Genomic DNA, 22738 nt, shown 5'->3' with positions numbered 1-22738 from the left:
GCTCTGCAGGGGATTCTGCAGAGCTCTTTTGTATCAACCTTCAGCTGATCATTTATTTTTTGCTGGCCAGAAAAGCATCGATTTGACGCTGCTTCTCCTGCAAAATTTTGTCCATTCCGGCTTTCTTCATTTCATTGTTCATCTTGTTTAGATAATCGTCTGTATTGCCGATGCCCGCGGAAAGCGCATCAATGTATTTCTTCCAGATCGCTGCGATTGCGGCTTCCTCGTTCTTCACAGGCTCGTTATTATAGGAGAAGCCGGCAAGCACGGACGGCGTGCTGGAGTCATTGAACGCTTTGTAATTTTCCCATTTTTGTTCATTTTCCGTTTCGAAGGTGTAGCTAAGGAGTTGGTTGCCGACTTGCCAAGCATTTCCAGGCGAATAGCCGATCTTCGAAGTTTCTACACCGTCCAGGTGCTTGATAACCGTCGTTTTGCCATCGACTTTGACATAGTGCTTGCCTTCGATGCCGAAGTCGAGAAGGTTGACGACATCCGGATCGGAATGGAGCAGATTCAGGAACATCATGGCGCGCTCAGGATCCTTCGACGTTTTGGAGATCGCCAGCATGGAGTTGTTCAAATCGCCGATTTGCGTATATGTGGGCGTCAACGGCACTTGAACGACCGGCTTGGTCAGATTAATGCTGGCTTCCTCAGCTGCACCAGGCTTCAATTGGCTTTCGGTTGCGAAGATCAACCCGGTTTTGAGTTGAGCGCTAAGCTCGGTATTGGTTGCGGGATCCTTCTGGAAGAGGCCGAGTTTGTACCATTTCTCCATCAATTTGAATAGATCTTTCGTATCCTGCTGCTCGAAGATATTAACGACCTTCGTGCTGCCGTCCTTAGGCAGGCGTCCCGGGCTCTCCTGCGAACCAACAAGCTCGTAAGGCAGGATGGCCAGCCAGTTGGAAGTGGCCACAATCGGAATCATATCCGAGTGATCTTTTTTGACATTCAGCAGATAGGGTTCGAGATCTTCCAGCTTCTTGATCGAGGACAGATCGATGCCGTACTGGTCCACAATGTCCTTCTGAAGCAACATGCCGTATTGGGAAGCCATTTCCTTCTGGGTTGGAATCGCATACAGCTTGTTGTCGACTTTGCCGCCGTTCAGCAGCACGGGATTAATGGATTTTAGAATGTCCTGACCGTATTTCTCAAGCAGGTTATTGTTTGGATCATCAAGTTGGACGAAGGCGCCTTTGGATACGTTGCCGGTGAAGTTATCGAAGCCTGCGGTGAACATAAGATCGAACGGTTCGCCGGATGCCATCATCAAGTTCATTTTTTGAGGAAAATCTCCCCAGCTGAGGTGATTGATTTTAACGGTGGCATTAATTTTTGCTTTTGTAATCTTGTTTAGCTCCGCCTCTACGAGCGCAGTGTCGGTTTGTGCCTTAGGGCCTTCGAAATAAATGGAGATTTCTCTTGGCGGAAGTTTGGACGGATCGACGGCTGCGCCCGTATTATCCGTGGCACCTCCGTTATTTGTTGCTGCCGCGGTTTCGCTGGCGTTTGAGCTTGGTTTCGAATTAGCGTTTGAGTTGTTGTTATTCGTGTTGCCGCAAGCCGATAGCAGCATGGCGGTTGCCATAGACAATGTCATTGCGCTGGCGACGATTTTTTTTCTATTCATTTTTATAAACCCTCCTATGTGTTTGCTTATATGCTATCCGCTGTAGCGGTAGTAGCCGTAATGAATCAGAAATCAGCCTTTGACTGCACCGACTGTCAAACCTCTGACGAAATACTTGGCGATGAACGGGTAGACGATGACGATCGGTCCGATGCCAACGACGGCCATAGCCATGCGCACGGTCTGTGCAGGCAGCGTCTTGAGTACGCCGTCCACGGCCTGCTGATTGGCGAATCCGGAATTCAGATAGTTCATGTCACTGATGACGCGGTATAGCAAGTATTGGATGTTGACGAGTTTTTCCGAGCTGATGAAGATCAGGCTCGTATACCAATCGTTCCAATAAATCAGCGTCTGGAACAGGCCTATGGTTGCCAGTACCGGAAGTGAGAGGGGCATAATGATACGAGCGTAGATGCGCCATTCACTGGCGCCGTCAATCTTCGCCGATTCTACCAGAGCATGAGGTATTGTATTGGCGAAGAAAGTTCGCACGATGATTAGGTTAAACGGAACGATCAAGCTCGGCAATATAAGTGCCATCATCGTGTTTTTCAATCCGGCTTTGACATAGATTAGATACCAAGGAACGAGTCCCCCGTGAAACAACATTGTGAAAAAGACCAGGAACAGAAAAATATTACGGTATGGAAAGTCCGGCCGGGAGACCGGATAAGCGAAGAGCGAAATGAGCAGTAGGCTGGCTGCCGTTCCGACGATGGTAACAAAGGCCGAGATGCCGTAGCCGCGAGCGATCTTATCGAAATCATTCATCAAATAATCGTAGGCATAAAGAGAGAACTTGGCCGGAATAAATTGATAACCGTGCAAGGTCAGCGAGCTTTCGTCTGTGAACGAAGTCATGATGACAAGTAGGAGCGGCACTATACATGCCAGGCTAAGTATGGTCAAGCAGATAATTATTGTGTAATAGGCAGCCGGTGAGAGAGACTGAGCGCCCATGAACTTTTTACGCCTTACGCGCTCCGGTCGTATTGCGGTTTGTTTTTCAGCAAGTTGTGTCAAGTTGCCACCTCCTAGAATAAAGCATTCTCTTTGTTAATTCTCCGAACAATTGCATTAGATGCCAGCACGAGCACAAAACCTACGAACGACTGGTACAGGCCGGCGGCGCTAGACATGCCAACATCTCCGTTCAAAAGGAAGTTCCGGTATACAAAGGTATCCATTACCTCCGTCGCATTCTGCAGCGCACCTGAGTTCAGCGTCGCTTGATAGAAGAGCCCGAAATCGGCGTTGAAGATCCGGCTGACTTGCAGCAAGGTCATGATTACAATAACCGGGAGCATCATTGGAATCGTAATGTAGCGGATTTGGCGCCACTTAGATGCTCCGTCAATGACAGCGGCTTCATAATATTCGGTGTCGATGGATACGATTGCGGCCAAGTAGACGATAGCAAAGTAGCCGACATGCTTCCAGGTGTTGACGAGCGGCAGAATGAAATGCCATTTGTCCGGAGATGAATACCAAGAGACAGCGTCTTGGCCCAGCCACTTGAGCATCGAGGTATTCATAAAGCCGGATTCGCCAAGGAAGGCATAAAGGACGTAGCTTACGGCAACGTAAGACAAGAAATACGGGAAGAGCATCGTACTCTGAAAGATAGTTTTCCATCGTTTGCTGCGAATCTCATTCAACAAGATGGCGAGGCCTATGGCGCACACGGTATTAAGCGCAATGAAGATGGCATTGTACATGATCGTATTTCTCGTAGCCAGCCACGCGATATCGGTCTGGAACAAATACTTGAAGTTTGTCCAGCCGGCCCAAGCGCTTCCCCAGATCCCGTCGCTGAATGTGTAATTCTTGAAGGCCAGTACGACCCCGAACATCGGCACGTAGTTGTTGAAAATGACGATGGCGAGCGTCGGCAGCATCATCAGAAATAAAACGCGGAATTTGATGATGTTCCGAAAATGGTATCTAATTGCTCCCACAATGTTCACCTGCTCCTTCTAATTCAATGTTGTAACCCTTATTTTAAGGAAATAGGGCAGATTTAAAATAAAGGATTTATGTATTCCTATCAGTTTCTTGCGAAAATTTGTAGAAGATAATGAAAAAAAATGAGGTTTTCCCGGTAAAGCAGCGTGGGAAAACCTCATTTATTATGACTAATTGCCAAATGGCGAATGGAAGACTGGCGACAGAAAGGAGGATAGTTGGATATGACCGTCCTGCACTTCTTCCTGCAACAGAAGATTCATTCGCTCTGTCTCGAGCTGGAGTGCATTCTGTACGGAGATGCGACCGGAGACAGCTTCTGAGTACGCTTGAAGCCGGTTATTCCAGTCAATATCGAGAAACAGCGATTGATTCGGATTCAGCTTGTTGTTCAGCAGAACCGGAGCGGGAGGATAGAAGGCTTCCGATTCTGTTGGCAGAAAACTCCGAATATGCGATACAGCTGTACTGTCAGGTTGCGAAGCCTTGCGAATCTCTTCCGAATAAGGTAGCAGTAAGCTAGTTTCATAGAGCTTTTGCAACGTTTCCGAGCTTTCAAGATAAGTCCAGAAGCGGATTGCTGCTTCCTTGTGCTCGGAGGCATTGTTAACGGCAATTAACGGTTCCGGCTTTAGGATAAGCGGGTATTTATTTTTAAGTCCGGCATCGAGGACAGGCGGCAGCGCTGCTCCCCACTCGAACTGAATGCCTAACGAATGCTCGAGCTCGTACACATCGCTGTTGGTCACGATCATCATGCCTACATTGCCTTTGGCGAATTGTGCCAGAGCGGATTGGTAGCCCAGAGATAGGCCACCGGGAAGGAGACTTTCGGTTTTTTCGAGTCCGTTCATCATTTCCAGCCATTTCCTGTAACTGGTCAGATCGTACCGTCCAGTGTCATGGTTGAATATCGATAGCCCGCTGTAGGTTAACGGCACCTCCATGCTGTTGATAAAGCCGACTTCTTTATCACCCAGAGGCCAAGCAAATCCGTATCGCTGGTATCCAATCTGGCTCTGGCTGATTTGACGGGCATTCTTGGCCAGCTCGTCGAGCGTGGCTGGTGGAGCCTCGGGGTTTAGTCCTGCTGAAACGAACAGCGATTTGTTATAGATCAGCCGGGTTGTGTCGAAAGCATGAGGAACGCTAAAGAGCTGGCTGTTGAAACTGCCGTAGTCGATAGCCCATTGGTCGTAAGCGGGCAGCTCCGGAGATTTCGCGGCGACGGTAAGATCGGCCAGCCAATTTTTCAAAAAATACGTTGTCTTCCAATCCTCATCCACAGATAGTAGATCCGGACCGTCTCCGTCAATCATGTGCATGTTCATCAGCCGCGCGTAATCCTCCTTCGGAGTATCGATCAACTCCACGGTCGTTTCATCCGGATTAGTGCGATTGTAATTCTCGATGATCTCCGTCAATTTCGTCTTCGGAATCCCGCCGTTATAGGCGAAAGTAAGGTGGACTTTATTCGCAGGAACTAGAGGTTCCGCAGTTTCTACATCCTGCTGCTTGCGAAGTTCGTGGATTAGAAAGATGGCCGTAATAAAGGTCAGAACGACGGAAAGCAATGCAATGATACGAATATTTATGGGTTTCATTTTAATCCTCCCGCAAGTATAATGGGCAATAAATTAAGGAAAAAGGAAGTGGGCCGATGGCGGTTCGATCCGTTTCCTCGCTCGTGATGAATAATATCAGTATCCGAACGAGGTTGTTGACTTATTTTTTGTCCATAGTGCTCCTGCCTTCATCGATTATCATTCTGACGTTGTATAATACATCCTCGGCGACCATCAATCAAAACATGAAGAGTGCGATTGAACGCGACATGACGATGATGGAGATGAATTTGACTAAAAATGTGGAGGCGATCGACAATACGACAACCAGCCTGTATCTGAATTCCAATTTGCAGGATATTCTTTCTTCGGACAAGCCTAGGGACGATTACGGGATGATTAACGAGATGACACGGCTGAATGCGCTGCTTGCGACCTACAGCACGAACGAACGTACGGGAAATCAATTTCAGCTCAAGCTGTACCTGATGGATCGTTCGGAATATAGCCGCTTTGCGTTTATTGGCAGCGTTTACAATATTGAGAGTATCCAAAACGAAGAATGGTTTCATTCTATCCCATTTAAAGAAAAATACAAGGTTCTTGGTCTCTACCGCAGCGATAACAGCGAGGGCTCCTATTCGATTCGCTTCGTCAAACGGCTGTACGGTCTAAACGATCCAACGCTGGCGTTCGCAGGCTTGTTGACAGCTGATGTTAGTATCGACGATTTCAACCAAACCCTTATGGCGATGAAGCCTTCGACTAATAGCCAGGTTTATCTCCTTAATGAAAATGGAACGATTATGGCGGGTACAGAGCCGATTACAGTTAATGAGTCGTTCGCTTCAAGTATTCATTTGGATGAGAGAGCGCTGGCAAGCGGTGTCGCCTTCCAGGCCTCTGTACGGAAGGTGGACGGTAATGCAATGCTCGTAGCCAGTCGAGGTATTCCGGAGCTAGGATGGAAAATCGTGACCCTCTCGCCGATGCGGGATTTGAACGGTCCGCTTGTTTCCTTTAGGAAGGTAATGGTACTCGTCCTCTTGGTCAGCCTGTTGCTGGCGCTGCTACTTGCATTGTTGTTATCCAATAACATTACGAATCCGATTCGTAAGTTCGTGAAATCCATCAATCAGGCCGAAGCCGATCTCTACAATGTAACGATGGAGTATAAGCGCAATGATGAATTCTCGTTTTTGTTCACGCGTTTTAATCAGATGATCGTACGCACACGAGAGCTAATCGATAGTTTGTATGTATCGGAGGCTAATAAGAAAAAGGCTGAACTGGAGGCACTGCAGGCGCAGATTAACCCGCACTTCCTATACAATACGCTTGATTCGATTAACTGGATGGCACTAAGGAACGGAGCTGGCGATATTAGCCAGATGGTCACGTCGCTGTCTGATTTCTTCCGTCTTAGCCTGAATAAAGGCCGAAGCATCATTAAGCTAGAAGACGAGATCAATCAAGTTATGGCATATCTGACCATTCAGAAAATTAAGATGAGTAAGAAGCTGACTTACTCGGTGGATGTGCCTGGGGAACTAGCTTCCTTTCTGACGGTGAAGCTATTGCTTCAGCCGCTTGTTGAGAACGCGATTATCCATGGCTTCGATCGTTCAAACGGACATGGAAGCGTACTTGTTCGGGGAGAACTGCAAGGAAATCTGATCATGCTTAGCGTGATTGATAATGGCTGCGGGGATCATGCGACAGCAAGTTCGATTACAGAGCTGCTTCATACGAGCGGTGAGGCAGGCTCATTTGGCATCCGCAACGTTCATGCGCGCATCAGGCAATGGTTCGGTGATGAATACGGACTGCGGTATGAAGCAAACGAGGACGCGGGGTTGACGGCAATCATTACGATACCGGCAGTAAAGACAATGGAGGGGTACTGATGCTTACCATGATAATCGCGGACGATGAGGATATGGTACGGGAAGGATTGAGCTTGATTTTACCTTGGAACGAGTACGGTATTGAGATTGTTGGGCTGGCCGATAATGGCAAGGATGCTTATGAGCTGTGCAGCGTTCTGAAACCTGATATTCTGTGTACCGACATCCGCATGCCGATGATGGACGGGCTGGAGGTAGCGCAACGGCTGCAGGAGGATAAAAGCGCCACTCGGGTCATCCTAATTAGCGGAGTGCAGGACTTTGAGTACGCGAAGACCGCGCTTAGTCTCGAAGCGGAAGCTTACGTACTGAAGCCGGTCAAAATCCCGGAACTTCTGGAAGTCGTGCAGAAAGTCAGTACTAGCATTCAGATCGAACGAAGTCAGGCGCAGATGACGGAGCGTCTTCACAGGCAGCTCCGCGAGAGCATGCCGGTCTTGAGGGAACGGCTGCTGGTCCAGCTCATTTCCCGCGACTTCGCCAGTGAGCACGAAGCAGCCGAGAAGGCGGCGTATTACGGAATCGAGCTCCTGCCGGGTGAAGTTATGACCGTCGGATTGTTACAGCTCGACGATTACAAGAAGACGTTCGAAACCTATAACGAAGAGAACAAGCAGCTATTGTTCTTCGCCTTGCTCAATGTTGTGAGCGAACTGCTTGCAGCCGCAAACGCGGGGTTTGCTTTCGCGAATACGCTCGAGAACGAGCTTGTTATTCTGTTCAAAGGCAGCTCTCTGAAAGGCAGCAAACCGATGCAGCTATGCGAGGAGATCATTGCCTGCGTCGGCCAGTTTGTCAAAGTGTCCGTCTCAATCGGTCTGGGCTCGCCGGTGACAGGGCTGCTGCAGCTCAGCCGATCCTACAGCGAAGCAGACTCTGCAATCCGGTATACGTTCTTCTCGGGCAAGGGGTCGGTTGTCACCATCGACGACCTTGGCCAGAATTTGGAAACGCATGAACATTATCGTCAAGTGTATCAAATCGAAAATCAGATGCTGACCTTGCTAAAGCTGGGGGATGCGTTGGGGGTCCAGGCGCTGGCTGATCGGATGTTTGATCAGGTGATACTGCCCAGCCTCAAGGTGGAGCAGGTGCATAATCTGTGCACCGAGTTCGTATTCCATCTTGCCCGCACCGTTCACGAACTGGACGAGTCGTTTGACGCCATAACGGGCATGTCACTGAACGCAGTGCTTGGACATATTGAGGAAACAGTCGACAGCGAGTCACTCCGCAGGTTCATTCTTGAACTGCTCGGCGGCATGTCGAGTTACTTCTTCCATAAGCATCATTCCAAAAATCAGAAGGTTGCTCAGAAGATTAAAACCTATATCGACCAGCATTATATGGAAAACATCACGATCCAGCAGCTGGCCGAAATTGTTTTCCTAAGTCCTACCTATATGTGCCAGATTTACAAGAAAGAGAACAACGAAACCATTATCGAATACTTGACAAAAGTTCGAGTGGACAGGGCAATGGAGCTCATGAAATCGCCTGATTTGAAGCTGTTTGAGATCGCCGAGATGGTCGGCTTCGAGAACGCGACCTATTTCACAACGGTCTTCAAAAAGCTGACCGGTATATTGCCGGGCAAGTATCGCGAAACGCTCTAATCGGAGCGAATATATATGTAAAATCAAGCCGAAGCAGTATAGTCCCGTTTCGGCTTGCTGTCGTTCAAGGTGTACCCTTAGACAAAATCAACAGAAATGAATAGAAATCGTTGGATTCTTACTTGTAGATTAGCTGCCAGACATTAGAATAAACCGTGCGCCCCGCTGTTGTGCGGTAGCTAATCCTGAACAAGAAAGGTTTGGTCCCTATGGATTACGAATGGAAATTAGAAGATAAACGACTGGGAATCTTGTTCGATGAAACAAGTCGCAGCCTATTGGTTCACGATAAACGTTGCGGCAAGGTATGGAGCCAGCAGCCGGTTGACGAGAGCTTGACGCTTGAAGGGGTTACGCGGGAAGGCAATAAACTGCAGGTAAAGCTGCGAGGCGAGTTCATTCTGACGGCTACAATTGAACTGACGGAGGCGTCGGAGCTGAGCGTGACGCTGAAGGCAGAAAAAAACGCTTCTTGCGCAGCCATCCGTTTTCCCTCGGCTTTCCGGACACCGGACAGCCGGCATGCCATCGTACAGACAGACAGCCAGGGATTGCTCTTGCCGGCGGACGATTTGTTCTATCCGCTGGAGGAGCAGCCACTATTCTTTTGCGGCGGAGGCGCTGCGATGGCTTGGGCTGGAGTGGTTGACGAAGAGCTCGAAAGCGGGTATATGGCGATCGTCGAGACACCTCACGACGCGGCGTTCTCGTTCGATCGGGATGAAGACGGACTTATTGCTTTTGCGCCAGTCTGGTACGGTACGATGGGGGAATTTGGCTATGCGCGCAAAGTCACATACGTTTTCTTTGATCGTGGCGGCTATGTCGCCCAGTGCAAGCGATACCGTGCTTACAGCTGGCAGAAAAACGGTATTCGGACGCTGCGGGAGAACGAGAAGCGTTTTCCGGCGCTCGAAAAGATGCTTGGCTGCGTTCATATGTACGTATGGGATGGTGCGAGAGAGATTGAATTCGCCCGCGGCTTGAAGGAGGCAGGCATCGAGAAGGCGCTTATATTGTGGGACGCCAATCATCTTCCTTATCCAGAGCCAGGGTATGACGACCGGCTGAAGGAACTGGGTTACGGAACGGGTGCTTATGAGCTGTTTACGGATATTCATCCGGACGGGCATGCCGGCAGCATCGTGCGCGAGGACATTCCACTGAAGCGTAACGTTTATCCTGGGAAGTTTGAAGCGATCGTTTCGAGGAAGGCGGACGGCACTACTTATTTCAATTCGTACGGAACTTATGTGTGCCCGGAAGCCGTGCGGCCGGAGATGTTCAAGCGGGTAGAGAGGGAATTGGAGGAGTATAACCATGAGACGTATTTCCTGGACGTTTATCAGGCAAACGGGCTCTATGAATGCCATCATCCGGAACACCGGCTGAGCCGGCAGCAATATGCCGAGGCGATTCTAAGGAATTGCGAGCTGCTAGAGGAACGTTACGGTACGTATCTGGGCGGCGAGTTTGGAGCGGACTTTGCCGCTAAGCACGGGTTGTACGCCCACGGTATGATGACTTTGCAGCGTACCTTCTTTGGTTCCGAAATTACCCATAAGGGTACCATCCATTATTACGGGGATTGGAAAAACAATCCGAGGCCGTCCGTCATGCTCGGAACTCGCACAGCATCCGACACTTATCTTAAGTATGCCATTAACGAATATACGAGGGTGCCGTTGTACGAGCTGGTCTATCATGACGCCGTCGTTACGTCCTGGCGTTGGGAGGATGGCAATCATCACTGTCCGGAGATTTGGTGGAAAAAGGATCTGTTCAACATCCTCTACGGTACAGCGCCGCTCTGGTCCATCGATCAGGACCGATGGGAGAGCTTCGAAGTTAACTTTATCGAGAGCTACAATAACGTTTGCCCGTGGCTGGAGCAGATCTGCCGTGACGAGATGATATCCCACCGTTTTGTCAGCACGGATCGAAAAGTACAGGAATCGCGCTTCTCCTCGGGTCGCCGGGCAGTCGTCAATTTTGGCGAAAACCCGCATGAGTTCGAGGGAAGAACGGTGCAGCCTCGCGGTTATATTACATTGGACAATTAAGCAGTCTGGCTTCTTTAGCGCTTCATATTTTCGAATGGACAGGAGGGATAAGATGAATGCGCATGAAGGAGAAACAACCTATATCGAAAACAACATCTCAGTAATAACAAATGACGGCGCCTGGTGCTGGTTTGCAGATCCAAGGGCCATTCGTAATGTTAATGCTGAAACGGGCAGCGATAAGACTTATATTGGATACATTGATGTTGCGGGAAATATTCAAGCGCTGCAGTATGACAATACAACTAACGAACAAGACCAAGTATTGGTCCGTGCAGGCTTTCAAGCTGACGATCATAATAATCCGACCTTTTTGATTCTACCCGATGGGCGAATCATGATATTTTATTCGGAACATTCAACCACCCCTTATTTTTATTATCGAATAACGTCCACGCCGGATGATATTAAGACACTAGGTTCCGAAAAGACAATAGATACTAAAGGATACGGTAATACAACTTATCCCTCTGCCTTTATTCTAGCGGATAAACCAGAATACTTTTATTTGTTATGGCGGGGAATTAACTGGAGCCCTACCATAGCCAGGTTCAAACTTCCTGATCAGAATGGCGACGTGGTTTTTGATAGGATTCCAAAACAAATAGTAGATGCTAGGAATGATTATTCGGAGACTGGAAAAAGGCCTTATGCTAAATATGTATCAGACGGAAAAAATAAAATCTTTATGACTTTCACCTATACTCATCCTGATGACAGTATTCCAAACTCCTTATATTTCTCTTATCTGGATATCAATACTTTCACTTTACATGATGCGCAGGGCAATATGCTGGCCGATGTTAATAAGGAGCCTCTTAAGTTAACAAACGAGGAGAATGATCCTAGCTATCTAATAGACCGTCGGCTGGACATGCGGAATTGGAACTGGGATCTTGCACTCGATAAGGAGGGGCAGCCAGTAACTTTGTTTGTCAGAGTCAATAAGGAGAAAGACAGCCATCACTACTATTATGCAAAATGGACAGGCTCGTCGTGGCGGCTGACCGAACTAGCGGATGCAGGCAGGTGGTTTCATCTTAACGAAAGAAAAGAGTGCTGTTATTCTGGCGGGATGATACTGGATCATGCCAATCCCTCTACGGTCTATATGTCCAAACCTGTGGAGGGTCAGCATGGCTCAATATTTGAGATCCTTAAATGCGATATAGCCGAGGATGGCTCTATTACAAACCTAATACCTATCACCAAAAATTCTGCAAAAAACAATGTACGGCCTTTTGTGGTCCGTAATGCATCTCCTGATGACAGGTATTACTTGATTTGGATGCACGGGGATTATTACTATTGGGATCATTCTCAGGGGAAATTAGGATATACAACTGGTCTTCGGACCCTCTCTAATTAAGGCTCTAACTCAATGACAAGTAGAAATCCATGCTAACGATCTAAATCCTCTTATGGCGCTTTATAGGCTATTCATTGAAATCATCATAAATCCCCATAGTAAAGTCTATTCCATGGTCATACCGATGACTTATGGAATAGACTTTTGCACATTCCGGCCCCTGGCTAACGTTCAGTTATTGCGATATTGTGCGGGGGTTACACCAGTCTTACGCTTAAACATCCGGTAGAAGTGAGTCAAATGATTAAAGCCTGCTTCTGCACTGATACGCTCAACGCTCCAATCCGGATGCTCTTTGAGCATTCGAACCGCCTCGTTCAGCCGAATTTCGTTCAGATAGTCCACAAAAGTCATGCCTTTCATGAGCTTGAAAATAGTGCTGAAATAAGAAGGCGACATGGCGGCTTTCGACGCAGCGTCTTGCAGGCGTACAGGGTCACGGTAGCAGGTGTCGATATAGCGCAGCGCCTGCTCGAAATGTTCGCGGTGCTGGCTGACAAGCTGGCGCTCCCCGGCATGATGGCTGTATTGCAGAAATTCACGGCCGGCAATGACAAGCAGCTTTTGCAGGTCCGACTTAATCATAAGGGGAAAACCGGTATCCTGCCGCAAGAATTCTCCCATCATTCCTGCGATCAGTTGCTCCGTTGCCAGCTGTCCCTCATAGGATAAGTTAAGCTTGGGCAGAAGGTTGTCCTGGAATTGCACAAAAGGCTGAATAAAGGCAAAATCGACGAAGCTGTCCATGGCGAGCAGTCCTGCCATATGGCGGTCGAGCAGACTCGGGAGAAAATCAATATGGACGACCTGTGCTTCCTGATCTGGAAGCGCTTCAAGCATATGCCCGTACATGGGCGGGATGGAGAATAGATCCCCTTTGACCAGAGAGACCCGTTTGCCGTGCGCATGGTGATAGCAGGTTCCTTTTAGCACGTAGCAAATCTGAAAGTAATCATGCGCGTGGGAGTCGGAATTAAGCTGCTCGTTCTCTTTGATTTGGATTTTGAAAGGGAATGCTTCGCTCATAATGCTCGTGTAGGCTAAAAGCTTCAACTTCTGTTCACCGTCCATTCGTTTGGTCATCGCCGGTATTTATAATCGTGAAATAGAGGAAAGATTTCCAAAGAAAGTGCAGGGTTTGCTTCCTGCTCCCAATTGTACAATGAAAGCGTACACGAAATCAGCCGGCAGGAGGCAGTATTTAAGATGAAAATTGCATTTCAAACTTTGGCTTGTCCGTCATGGAATTGGGAGACCATTGTCTCCGAGGCGCAGCGAATGGGCTACGACGGCATTGAAATACGCGGCATAGAAGGAGAAATGTATCTGCCCAAGGCACGTCCTTTTCTGCCTGGCAACATCCAAGAGACAATGGCCGATCTGAAGAAGAGAGGCCTTGCCATTTGCTGCCTCGATTCGGGCTGCGCCTTCCACGACGGAGAGCGATATGGCAAAGCCATTACGGAAGGCCGGGATACGATTGATCTTGCGGCCCGTCTTGGGGTGCCGTATATCCGGGTATTCGGCGATCTGGTCCCGCCGGGAGCACAGCATGAGGATGTTGCTGCTATGGTCGCGCAAGGACTTGAGGAGTTGGGGCGCTATGCGGAAGACAAGCAGGTCAAGGTGCTGCTGGAGACGCATGGCGATTTCAATAAACAGAAGGTTATTCTGGACGTGCTTGGCCGGGTGCAGAGCGGAGCGGTTGGCGTGCTATGGGATTTCGAGCATCCGTATATGCACGGCGAATCAGTGTCGGATACCTACCGTCATTTGGCTCCTTACATCAAGCATACGCATGTGAAGGATGCCCGCCATACAGACGGAGGCAAGGAGCTCTGCCTGATCGGTGACGGCGAAGTGCCGGTACCGGAAATTGTTGCGTTATTGAAAGAAGGCGGCTATTCGGGCTGGCTCTCGCTGGAATACGAGAAGCAATGGGTTCCGGCTTTGGAGGAACCGGAAGTATCGCTGCCCGCTTACATCGGCTATATCAAGCAGGTACTTGGACAATAAGAATATCAATGGGGAGGAAGCCGAAATGAAGAAATTAAGAGTGGGTTTGGTTGGGCTTGGGAATATCGGGAAGACGCATCTGTTGTACTTGAAGGATATGGACAGGGTGGAACTGGCAGGCGTAAGCGACATTGACGAGCAGCGGACAACATTCTTCGCCAAGGAATCAGGCGCCGAGGCTTATTTGGATTATAGGGATATGTTCGAGAATGCGGCGCTTGATGCGGTCATTGTAGCCGTACCGCATTATGACCATCCGAAGGTCGCTATCGAAGCGTTCCGAAGAGGCATTCATGTACTTTGCGAGAAGCCGATTGCGGTACATGTGAACGATGCGGTTACCATGGTGGACGCTTATGAAGAGGCGAGGAAAATACAGCCCAATTTGCAATTTGGCTTGATGTTCCAGGAGCGCACGCTTGCCCATTACCGCAAAATAAAGGACATATTGGACGGCGGCGAGTTAGGGAAACTGGTTCGCGTTACCTGGATCAACACGACGATGTTCCGTTCCCAGGCTTATTACAACAGCGGCGGCTGGCGCGCGACATGGGCTGGCGAAGGCGGCGGCATTCTGGTGAACCAATGTCCGCATACGCTGGATATGTATCAATGGTTGTTCGGAATGCCGCAGACGATCAGCGCCCATGCGCATATCGGCAAGTACCACGTTATCGAGGTAGAGGACGAAGTAACCGCCTATTTCGAACATAACGGGGGAATGATCGGCCATCTGATCGTATCGACGGCTGAATCGCCTGGGACGAACCGCTTCGAGATCGTTGGCGAGAATGGCAAGCTGGTCTACGAGAATGACAAACTCCTGTTCTATCGAAACCGTCAATCGATGTTGACCTTCTTGCGGGAAACGAATTTAAGCTTCAGCCAGGTGGAGAACTCATGTACGGAAGTGGCCATTATGAATACGGAGCCGACTGGGCATCAAGTCGTCGCCGAGAAGTTCTTTAACCGTATTCTGGAGGGAGAAGGCGAGTTGACCGCATACGGGCATGAAGGGCGTTCATTCGGTTATGCTCGCCAACAGCATCATGCTGTCCTCGTTTAATAGAGCGGCCGTACAGGTTCCGATTGACGCCGATGCTTACGAGGACAAGCTGAACTCATTAATCAACGGCTCAAATTTCGTGAAAACAGTGCAAGCAGACGTCAAGGTCGACATGGAGAATTCGTTCGGCAGATAGGGCTTGCGTAAGAATCAAAATCTCGAGAAAGACCAAGGCAGCCAGTGTAGGCTGTCTTGGTCTTTTTGTTCTTGGGAAATTGCATATTGACTGCTGCGGCATCGGCTCGTAACGCGTTGTTACTCCTTCTATCAACGCGTAAAAAACGCAAAACATTTCGTAAAAAAGTGCATGAAGCCGTACATGGGCGGACGATATACTTATCTCACGAATAAGGAGGCAGGTACTCATGAAATTTCTTGTGACAATGGGAGAATGCGAGACGAGGGACAGTTTCTTTACACCGCGGGCGATTGCCGAGCTGAAGAAACACGGAGAAGTTGTTTTTAACGATACAGGCTCTTTCGCTTTGACCAAGGCGCAGCTCATGGAGATGATTGGCGGAGTGGACGTGCTGTTCTCCGGCTGGGGTGCGCCGAGAGTCGATGCGGATGTGCTTGCGAAGGCGGATCGTCTGAAGGTTCATGCCCATACAGGAGGAACCGTTGCGGGTGTCGTCAGCCATGAAGAGTACGGGCGGGGAATTGCCGTGTTAAGCGGCAACGATCTGTACGCCAGAAGCGTAGCCGAAGGATGTCTGATGTATACGCTCATGGGGCTGAGAAGGGCGGAAGCTTACGTCAACGCTGTACGCCAAGGCGGCTGGCGTCCGGAGCAGGATAGGAACACCGGTCTGATCGGCAAGAAGGTCGGGCTGGTCGGATACGGCGCAATCGCTCAATATTATGCGGAGCTGCTGCAAGGGTTTGACGTCGAGCTGTATGTATACTCCAAGTACATGCCGGATGAGGAAGCGGACCGAATCGGCGCGCGCCGGGTCCCCAAGGAATATATCTTTGAGCATTGTGATGTCATCTCGTTGCATTCCGCGCTTAACGAGGAGAACAGAGGCATGATTACGGCTTCCTTATTATCGAGCATTAAGGCAGGGGCTTTGTTCGTCAATACGGCCAGGGCGGGACTTGTAGACGATGACGCGCTGTTAAAGGAGTTGCAGAGCGGCAGATTCCAGACGGTGCTTGATGTCTATCCCGTAGAGCCGCTTGCAACAGACAGTCCGTTCCGAAGTCTGGACAACGCGCTGCTGCTGCCGCATATCGCCGGTCCTACCTTCGATATGAGAGAGAAGGTCGTACTGGAACTGCTGGCGGATGTTCTAAAAATTCAGCAGGGCGAATCTCCAAGGAGTGCTATTCCTTATGATTATGCTGTTCGTATGACAACCTCCTGACATGTCAAAGAATTGAAACTCTCTTCGATCTAATGCTAGCATAGAGGCAGGCAGATCAACTTGCCGCGAGGCAAGCCAGCCGGGCGAAGGAGCGTAGGAAATGAGCACTCACGATATTTATTATTATAAAGATTTTATGGAAATCGATTTTCCATTCAAACTTGCATTTCCCAATGAAGAGACGCTTAATCAGGTGGATCACGCCCATGAACATTTCCAGATTTGTTATTTGACGCGAGGCGCTTGCATCCATCACGTCAATCGCGAAGCTTACTTAATGACCAAGGGGGATATGCTGGCGATACCGCCTTTCGTCCCCCACCGCTTCGAGCGGTATCAGGAAGAGCGGTTCGAGATGGTACAGATTGACTTCATGCCGCTTGTCGTGGACCAGGACGAAATATTGCGCGACGCTCCTCTGTTTCCGAAGCTTCGTCTTTCGGCCAAAAGTCAGAGCTCCGTTGAGCAGTTGATTGCAAGCATGAAGGAAGAGCATCGGAAGAAGGAGGACGGCTACAAGCTCCTAATTAAAGCCGATCTCATTCGGCTGCTCGTTACGCTGTTCAGAGAGAGAAGCAACGACGAGCAGCCTGAAGGCGCTTCCGCATTCAGGAACAGGGAGCTGTTCTTCGCAGCTGTACAATATATTGAGACTCATTATGCGATGCAGCTGAACCTGGAGGAGATTTCGCAACGCGCGGCGATGTCGCCAACTTACTTCAGCTACATGTTCAAGGTGCTAATGGGGCAGCCGTTCATCCAATACGTGAACGAGATACGCATACGCAAGGCACTTGATCTGCTGCGCATGTCGGACCTCAGCGTTATGGAAATATGCTTCGAGATCGGCTTCAACAATGTCAGCCATTTCACGCGAATGTTCAAGAAAGCCACGGGCGTTAGTCCGTTGAAATACCGGAAGCAAGGCCGTTGATCTCGGTACTTCCTGCCATAAAAAACGCAAATAACTTCTTAAAATACTGCATTTTTTGCAGCGGCAGTTCCGTTAATATGGCTGTAGGGAGGGATTCATATGATTCCATTGCAAGAGATACGGCAATTTATTCTGGATAAAACAAAAGCAAACGCAAGTAAATTCGGGGACAAGCTGCCCCATTGCGCTGACGAGGACAGCTACAATTTTGTTGACAATTGCTTCTGGGTAGGGGGCTTCTGGACGGGGCTGAATTATTTGTGCTATGAGATGTCCGGCGACCAATCGTTTATCGAAAATGCCAGACGTTCAAAACACCGCTTCGTGAAGCGGCTATACGATGATCGTCATACTACGGATCATGATCTGGGTTTCCTGTTCAGCTTATCTGCTGTCGCCGACTATAAGCTGACGCGGAATGCCGAATCGCGCCGAATCGGCATTGACGCGGCGAACACTCTCGCCGATCGCTTTAATGAGAAGGGACGATTCCTGCAGGCTTGGAACGTATGGACGCCGGGAGACCCGTTCAGCGAAGAGAACCGGGGACGTCTTATTATCGATTGCATGTACAACTTGCCTCTGCTGTTCTGGGCAGCCGAGGAAACGGGGGATTCCCGCTACAGGGATATTGCCATTGCGCAAGCGGATACTTGCTCGACCACAATCGTTCGCCCGAATTTCACGACGTTCCATACGTATTTGTTCAACCCGGAGACAGGTGATCCAATCGGCGGCCGCACGTTCCAAGGGTACGCCGACGAGTCTTGCTGGTCGCGGGGACAAGCCTGGGCGATCGGCGGCTACACGCATGCATATAGGTATACGGGCGATAAGCGTTATCTGGAAATCGCGCAACGTTGCGCGGATGTGTACATCGAGCGCTTAGAAGAAGATCTTATACCGATGTGGGACTTTACTTTCCGGGGTGACAAGAGCGGAGAGCCGCGGGATACTTCGGCCGCAGCCGTAACTGCCGCGAGCCTGCTTGAAATGGCGAGCCATATGGATGAAGCTGAGAGCGTCTATTACAAGGATCTGGCCACTCGGATGGTGAACAACTTGTACAGCATCTATTCGACGAAAGACGAACCTGGGCATGAAGGGTTGCTTAAGGAAGCGACATCTCATAAGCCGCATGACTCCGGCATCCGATCTTCCCTCATTTACGGCGACTTTTATTTTGCGGAAGCGGTGGCCCGTCTGCAGGGCCAAACCGTTATTTATTGGTAATTGATAAGACGCATATTGAACGGGGGCTTGTCCATTATGAAACTGTCCTTTAGCACCCTTCCTTGCGAAGGATGGAGCGTAGAGCAATTAATTGAAAGCTGCAAGAAGTACGGATTTACAGGCATTGAGCTCAAAGAGGATGCCCGATATGTCGTCACCATCGATTCCACCGAGGAAGAATTGCGGCGGGCGGCGGAGAAATTTCGCAAAGCCGGCATTATCGTGACGAATATTGGCACGCGAGTAATCTTCAACGGGGTGGAGTCGAACGGCGCCGAGCGGCTAGCGGAATTAAAGCGGAATATCGAGCTTGCCCAGGCGCTGGATGCGAAGGGCGTACGCGTCATGCTTGGTAACTACTTGCGCTTCAAGGATGCCGGGGAGCAGCCGATCAAGCGGCAGCAAATTGTCCGATATTTGCGGGAGGGATGCGATTACGCGTCGGAACGCGGCGTCGAAGTATGGATCGAGACGCACAATGAATTTTCCACCGGGCAAGTACTGCGGCAGCTGCTGAACGAAATCGATCGTGACAACTGCCATATTATATACGACATCATACATCCTTTCGAGTTCGGAGAAGCGCCGGAGGAAACGGTTCGCCTGTTCGGCCGCAATTGCGCTCATATTCACATGAAGGACGGGGTTCCGTTCGAAGACCCACGCATTCATGAGTGGAAGTATACGTTGATTGGCGAAGGAGCTCTGCCGCTTCGCTCCATTGTAGAAACGTTGGAGGCTAACGGTTACGACGGTTATTACTCGCTGGAGTGGGAGCCCAAGTGGAGACCGGAGCTGCAACAGCTAAATTTGGATGTGAACGATGTGTTGGCGTCCTACTCGTCGATTATGAAGAGTATGATCGAAGTCCAAGAATCATAGGCAACTATCATCCCACAATTACATCGGATCGTGTTCACAATGTCAAAAAATTCGATAACACCGGGGAAGATCTCGAGGATCTGATCTCGATTGGAACGATCGGCTTGATTAAAGCGATTGAGAGCTTTCAGACCGGTAAAGGAACGAAGCTGGCGACATTCGCTGCTCGTTGTATTGAGAATGAAATACTTATGCATTTGCGTTCGCTGAAGAAAACGCGCAAGGACGTATCCTTGCATGACCCGATAGGTACGGACAAAGAGGGGAACGAGATTACGCTGATCGACATCCTCGGCACGGAAGCCGATGATGTCGTGGACCGGGTGCAGTTGAAGATTGAGAAAAGCAAGATCTACCGCAATCTCGATATTCTCGATGAACGGGAGCAGGAGGTGATCCGCGGCCGGTTCGGCCTGGATCATGGTGGGGATGAGCGTACACAGCGGGAAATCGCGAAGGAGCTGGGCATTAGCCGGAGCTATGTGTCACGAATTGAGAAGAGGGCGTTGATGAAGCTTTATCATGAGTTTTATAAGGCGAAGAAGTGAAGTGCTTATCGCTGATAGCGATGAGGTCAGGGGTTCGATCCCCCTTGGCTCCACCATAATAAAATCACTCAGGACCCTTGTGCATCAAGGGTTTTTCTTTATTTTAGGAAAAATGATCATCAGTGGAAAAGTACCTAATTTCGGTAATTGGGGACGGATTGGGGTTTGCAGGATTTGTGAAAGACAAGTAATTAGGGAATAAAATAAGTACATAAAACGAAGCTGGGGCTGGACAATCTCATGCCGTGTTCACCTAAGATTCCGCTGACCTGCCGCGTCTTTAAGAGCTAACGTAAGCATAGCAAAGCCCACATCCGAATGACCAGGTGTGGGCTATTTTACGCTTAATCATAAGGGGGTCTATAAATGTTAGAACTGTTTGTATATCAAGAAGTATGTTAATAATTAAGTTAAGAAACATAGAGTTATTATAGAGGCACTGTTATATCCTGTGTAGAATTAGTTCTCAGCAGAGAAGAAAACATCAGTTGTAGGTGGAGCTAGTGCCCAAAAACTTGTAATTGTATCACGGTGAATTGTCTCCACTGTACCGTAGTTCTTTTGTAGATATACTTCATGATTCGGAGCACTATCATGATATCCCGCTATTTTCCATGAACCATCTCTATAAAAATCACCAGAGATATCTACATTGATTGAAGGCGCTGAAAATAACCAAGCATATTTATATGCTATTGAAACATCATGAATCAATTTAAAACCAACATAACCAGGTGAAATACTGATATTAGTCATCTTAATTCCTGTATCTGATGCTTGGTCGCGATCTTGATATACATAATTACCGTTGTCTTTCTTTGTGTAAATTAATGTAGGACCGACTTTTTTAAACAGCAATGTTGAGGGGGTTGCATTGACGAAACTAATTATACTATCAGAGCTAGTCTTTGAATTATCTGTCGCGTTAAAATCCCAACTTCTGTTGTTACCATTAAACCAAACTGGATCAACCCAACCTGAAGGATTCTGTACAGGCGGTTTAACAAAGGCATCAGCAATAAATGTATTGTAACGTAATACCCAAATATCCCCACTAGCAGCGGCGCGTGCACTAACATTTAGAGATTCATTAACAGAATCAATAGTTTTGCTTACCTCAAAGGTTTGGTACTCTAAACGTTCTTTTTCAGAGTCTGAAAGTTGCTCGTAACTTTCTCCCATTTGAACAATTTGGTTTTGAATTACTTCTTCACTAAGTTTTCTTTTACCGACAAATGTATATTTATATTTTTCATTTACATTAATATTAGTATCAACAAAATAACTTTGACTTATTGACCCTATAGTAACGTCATTCTTCTTTACTATATATTCGTTAACTCCTTCAATATCATCCCAGTCAAATACTATCTTATCTTTTTTAATAATTGTTTCTGTTTGCAAATTACTCATTTTATCAGCAAGTATTTCAGTTTCAGTTTGAGCTCTAGCTTTTTGTATTGTTGGGGGATTAGAGAGTGTTGACGTTTTAATATGCATTGAATCAATTAATTTCGAGTCTTTAGAGTAAGACTCAAGGACGTACTTATAAACATGCTTAGGTGTCAGATTATTGTGAGTAAATTGTGAAACTTCACCTTCATAAATCAATTCATTCTCATTGTAAAGTTTATAGTAATCACCAGAATTGTTCCAATCTAAAGTAATACTATCAATGTCAGAAATGATATTCTCTGTTCCCAAAATTAATTCCTGAGACTGTTCAGTGCTTTCATGTGTTTCAGTAACTGATGAGGCATATGTGCTTTCTGACGCGATAAAGGTGACAGCTAAGCATGCAGTCGTTAAAATAGTTATTACTTTGTTTTTCATTCAACATGTCCTCTCTCAATATGATGCATAAGGAGATAAACAAAATGATTAAAAAGAAACTAATAGTTGCGTTTTGCTCATCATTATTTATCACAGTGATTGTTTCCGTTCTAGCATCTTCACCGAAAAGCCTGATACTTTCAAATATTCCTTGGCTATACATGTTTATTGGACCAACTGTATTGGTATATGGTACTTTGGCTTCTTTATTAGCCACATACTTAGCGAAGAGATCACGCTATCCAAGGACGCTCTACTTTGTTTATCATATCTTACTAGCATCAGTTTTCATTTTCTTTAATGTCTCTTTTACTCTATTAAGCATCGCCTCTTCCGTAATTTTCTACGCAATAGATCTTGCATACGATTGGTTAAAGAAGTATTGCATTTTCTAAAGATAACTGCAGCAAAGATTTTCTTAATACTACTCTTCAAGTCAATCAAACCATCTTTTGTAATAACTGCAAGATGAATGGTAGATTATATTGGGATATTATTCAAGTTGTATTTTTGTTTTTTTTTTGAATTTTACAATGTTCTTATGTGTATATAAAATGAAAATAAAAGAGTGAATGATATTAAACCGCAATTTATATTGCGGTTTTTTTGTGTGTAAAATATAGATTTAACAAGGCGTTTGAGAAAAAATAAAACCACACCGCAAACCGAGATGATAATTACCGTAAGTTTAATTGCGTTCAAATCTATAAATGTGAACAATTTTTGAAC

The 22738-nt window shown here is 47.8% G+C and carries 18 protein-coding genes; 12 read left to right on the top strand and 6 right to left on the bottom strand.

Features of this window, described 5'->3' with window-relative positions; genetic code table 11:
* Positions 1-52 precede the first annotated feature (52 nt).
* From PGL01S_RS01045 to PGL01S_RS01030, 4 genes are all read right to left on the bottom strand, one after another.
* Positions 53-1642, bottom strand: coding sequence for an ABC transporter substrate-binding protein (locus PGL01S_RS01045; RefSeq protein WP_127490710.1), 1590 nt, complete (start codon positions 1640-1642; stop codon positions 53-55).
* 72 nt (positions 1643-1714) lie between these two features.
* Entirely contained in the window at positions 1715-2668 is a 954-nt protein-coding gene (locus PGL01S_RS01040; protein ID WP_244935472.1) for a carbohydrate ABC transporter permease, read from the bottom strand.
* Positions 2669-2679: 11 nt separating this feature from the next.
* The gene (locus PGL01S_RS01035; protein ID WP_244935471.1) at positions 2680-3603 is read right to left on the bottom strand and encodes an ABC transporter permease; all 924 of its coding nucleotides are present in this window, start codon (positions 3601-3603) and stop codon (positions 2680-2682) included.
* A 177-nt stretch (positions 3604-3780) separates the two neighbouring features.
* Positions 3781-5214, bottom strand: a complete 1434-nt coding sequence (locus tag PGL01S_RS01030) for an ABC transporter substrate-binding protein (RefSeq protein ID WP_127490709.1) — start codon at positions 5212-5214, stop codon at positions 3781-3783.
* A 56-nt stretch (positions 5215-5270) separates the two neighbouring features.
* Between PGL01S_RS01030 and PGL01S_RS01025 the strand changes: the two genes are divergently transcribed.
* The 4 genes from PGL01S_RS01025 to PGL01S_RS01010 all read left to right on the top strand — a co-directional run bounded on the left by PGL01S_RS01025 (position 5271) and on the right by PGL01S_RS01010 (position 12130).
* Complete coding sequence (locus PGL01S_RS01025; protein ID WP_127490708.1) at positions 5271-7082, top strand: sensor histidine kinase; 1812 nt, start codon at positions 5271-5273, stop codon at positions 7080-7082.
* The gene (locus tag PGL01S_RS01020; protein WP_127490707.1) at positions 7082-8698 is read left to right on the top strand and encodes a response regulator; all 1617 of its coding nucleotides are present in this window, start codon (positions 7082-7084) and stop codon (positions 8696-8698) included. The genes PGL01S_RS01025 and PGL01S_RS01020 overlap by 1 nt, the downstream gene beginning before the upstream one ends.
* Before the next feature lie 209 nt (positions 8699-8907).
* Entirely contained in the window at positions 8908-10761 is a 1854-nt protein-coding gene (locus PGL01S_RS01015; RefSeq protein WP_127490706.1) for a glycoside hydrolase, read from the top strand.
* A 52-nt stretch (positions 10762-10813) separates the two neighbouring features.
* Positions 10814-12130, top strand: a complete 1317-nt coding sequence (locus PGL01S_RS01010; protein ID WP_127490705.1) for a BNR repeat-containing protein — start codon at positions 10814-10816, stop codon at positions 12128-12130.
* A 171-nt stretch (positions 12131-12301) separates the two neighbouring features.
* Here the strand turns inward: PGL01S_RS01010 and PGL01S_RS01005 are convergent, their stop codons facing one another.
* On the bottom strand, positions 12302-13183 hold the full coding sequence (locus PGL01S_RS01005) for an AraC family transcriptional regulator (protein ID WP_164775336.1): 882 nt from the start codon (positions 13181-13183) through the stop codon (positions 12302-12304).
* A gap of 153 nt (positions 13184-13336) precedes the next feature.
* On the opposite strand from PGL01S_RS01005, the gene PGL01S_RS01000 reads away from it, so the two are divergent.
* The 8 genes from PGL01S_RS01000 to sigK all read left to right on the top strand — a co-directional run bounded on the left by PGL01S_RS01000 (position 13337) and on the right by sigK (position 20176).
* Entirely contained in the window at positions 13337-14146 is an 810-nt protein-coding gene (locus PGL01S_RS01000; RefSeq protein WP_127490703.1) for a sugar phosphate isomerase/epimerase family protein, read from the top strand.
* A 25-nt stretch (positions 14147-14171) separates the two neighbouring features.
* Positions 14172-15212 carry a Gfo/Idh/MocA family protein gene (locus PGL01S_RS00995; RefSeq protein WP_127490702.1) on the top strand — a complete coding sequence of 347 codons (1041 nt, stop codon included), beginning with the start codon at positions 14172-14174 and terminating at the stop codon, positions 15210-15212.
* Positions 15178-15348 (top strand): hypothetical protein, encoded by a 171-nt coding sequence (locus tag PGL01S_RS30710; protein ID WP_164775335.1) that lies wholly within the window; start codon positions 15178-15180, stop codon positions 15346-15348. Before PGL01S_RS00995 ends, PGL01S_RS30710 begins: the two co-directional genes overlap by 35 nt.
* A gap of 229 nt (positions 15349-15577) precedes the next feature.
* Positions 15578-16579, top strand: coding sequence for a hydroxyacid dehydrogenase (locus PGL01S_RS00990; protein ID WP_127490701.1), 1002 nt, complete (start codon positions 15578-15580; stop codon positions 16577-16579).
* Positions 16580-16679: 100 nt separating this feature from the next.
* The gene (locus PGL01S_RS00985; RefSeq protein ID WP_127490700.1) at positions 16680-17513 is read left to right on the top strand and encodes an AraC family transcriptional regulator; all 834 of its coding nucleotides are present in this window, start codon (positions 16680-16682) and stop codon (positions 17511-17513) included.
* Between the two features lie 99 nt (positions 17514-17612).
* Positions 17613-18746, top strand: a complete 1134-nt coding sequence (locus tag PGL01S_RS00980) for a glycoside hydrolase family 88 protein (RefSeq protein WP_127490699.1) — start codon at positions 17613-17615, stop codon at positions 18744-18746.
* A 36-nt stretch (positions 18747-18782) separates the two neighbouring features.
* Positions 18783-19628 (top strand): sugar phosphate isomerase/epimerase family protein, encoded by an 846-nt coding sequence (locus PGL01S_RS00975; RefSeq protein WP_127490698.1) that lies wholly within the window; start codon positions 18783-18785, stop codon positions 19626-19628.
* Positions 19622-20176, top strand: a complete 555-nt coding sequence (sigK, locus tag PGL01S_RS00970; RefSeq protein ID WP_127490768.1) for an RNA polymerase sporulation sigma factor SigK — start codon at positions 19622-19624, stop codon at positions 20174-20176. The genes PGL01S_RS00975 and sigK overlap by 7 nt, the downstream gene beginning before the upstream one ends.
* Before the next feature lie 459 nt (positions 20177-20635).
* On the opposite strand, the gene PGL01S_RS00965 is transcribed toward sigK, so the two are convergent.
* Positions 20636-22009, bottom strand: coding sequence for a DUF3238 domain-containing protein (locus PGL01S_RS00965; RefSeq protein WP_127490697.1), 1374 nt, complete (start codon positions 22007-22009; stop codon positions 20636-20638).
* Between the last annotated feature and the right edge of the window lie 729 nt (positions 22010-22738).

Origin of the sequence: Paenibacillus glycanilyticus NBRC 16618 (assembly GCF_004000805.1) — a bacterium.
GTDB lineage: Bacteria > Bacillota > Bacilli > Paenibacillales > Paenibacillaceae > Pristimantibacillus > Pristimantibacillus glycanilyticus.
The sequence above is the reverse complement of the archived record's forward strand: the minus strand, read 5'-3'. Positions and strand labels throughout refer to the sequence as shown.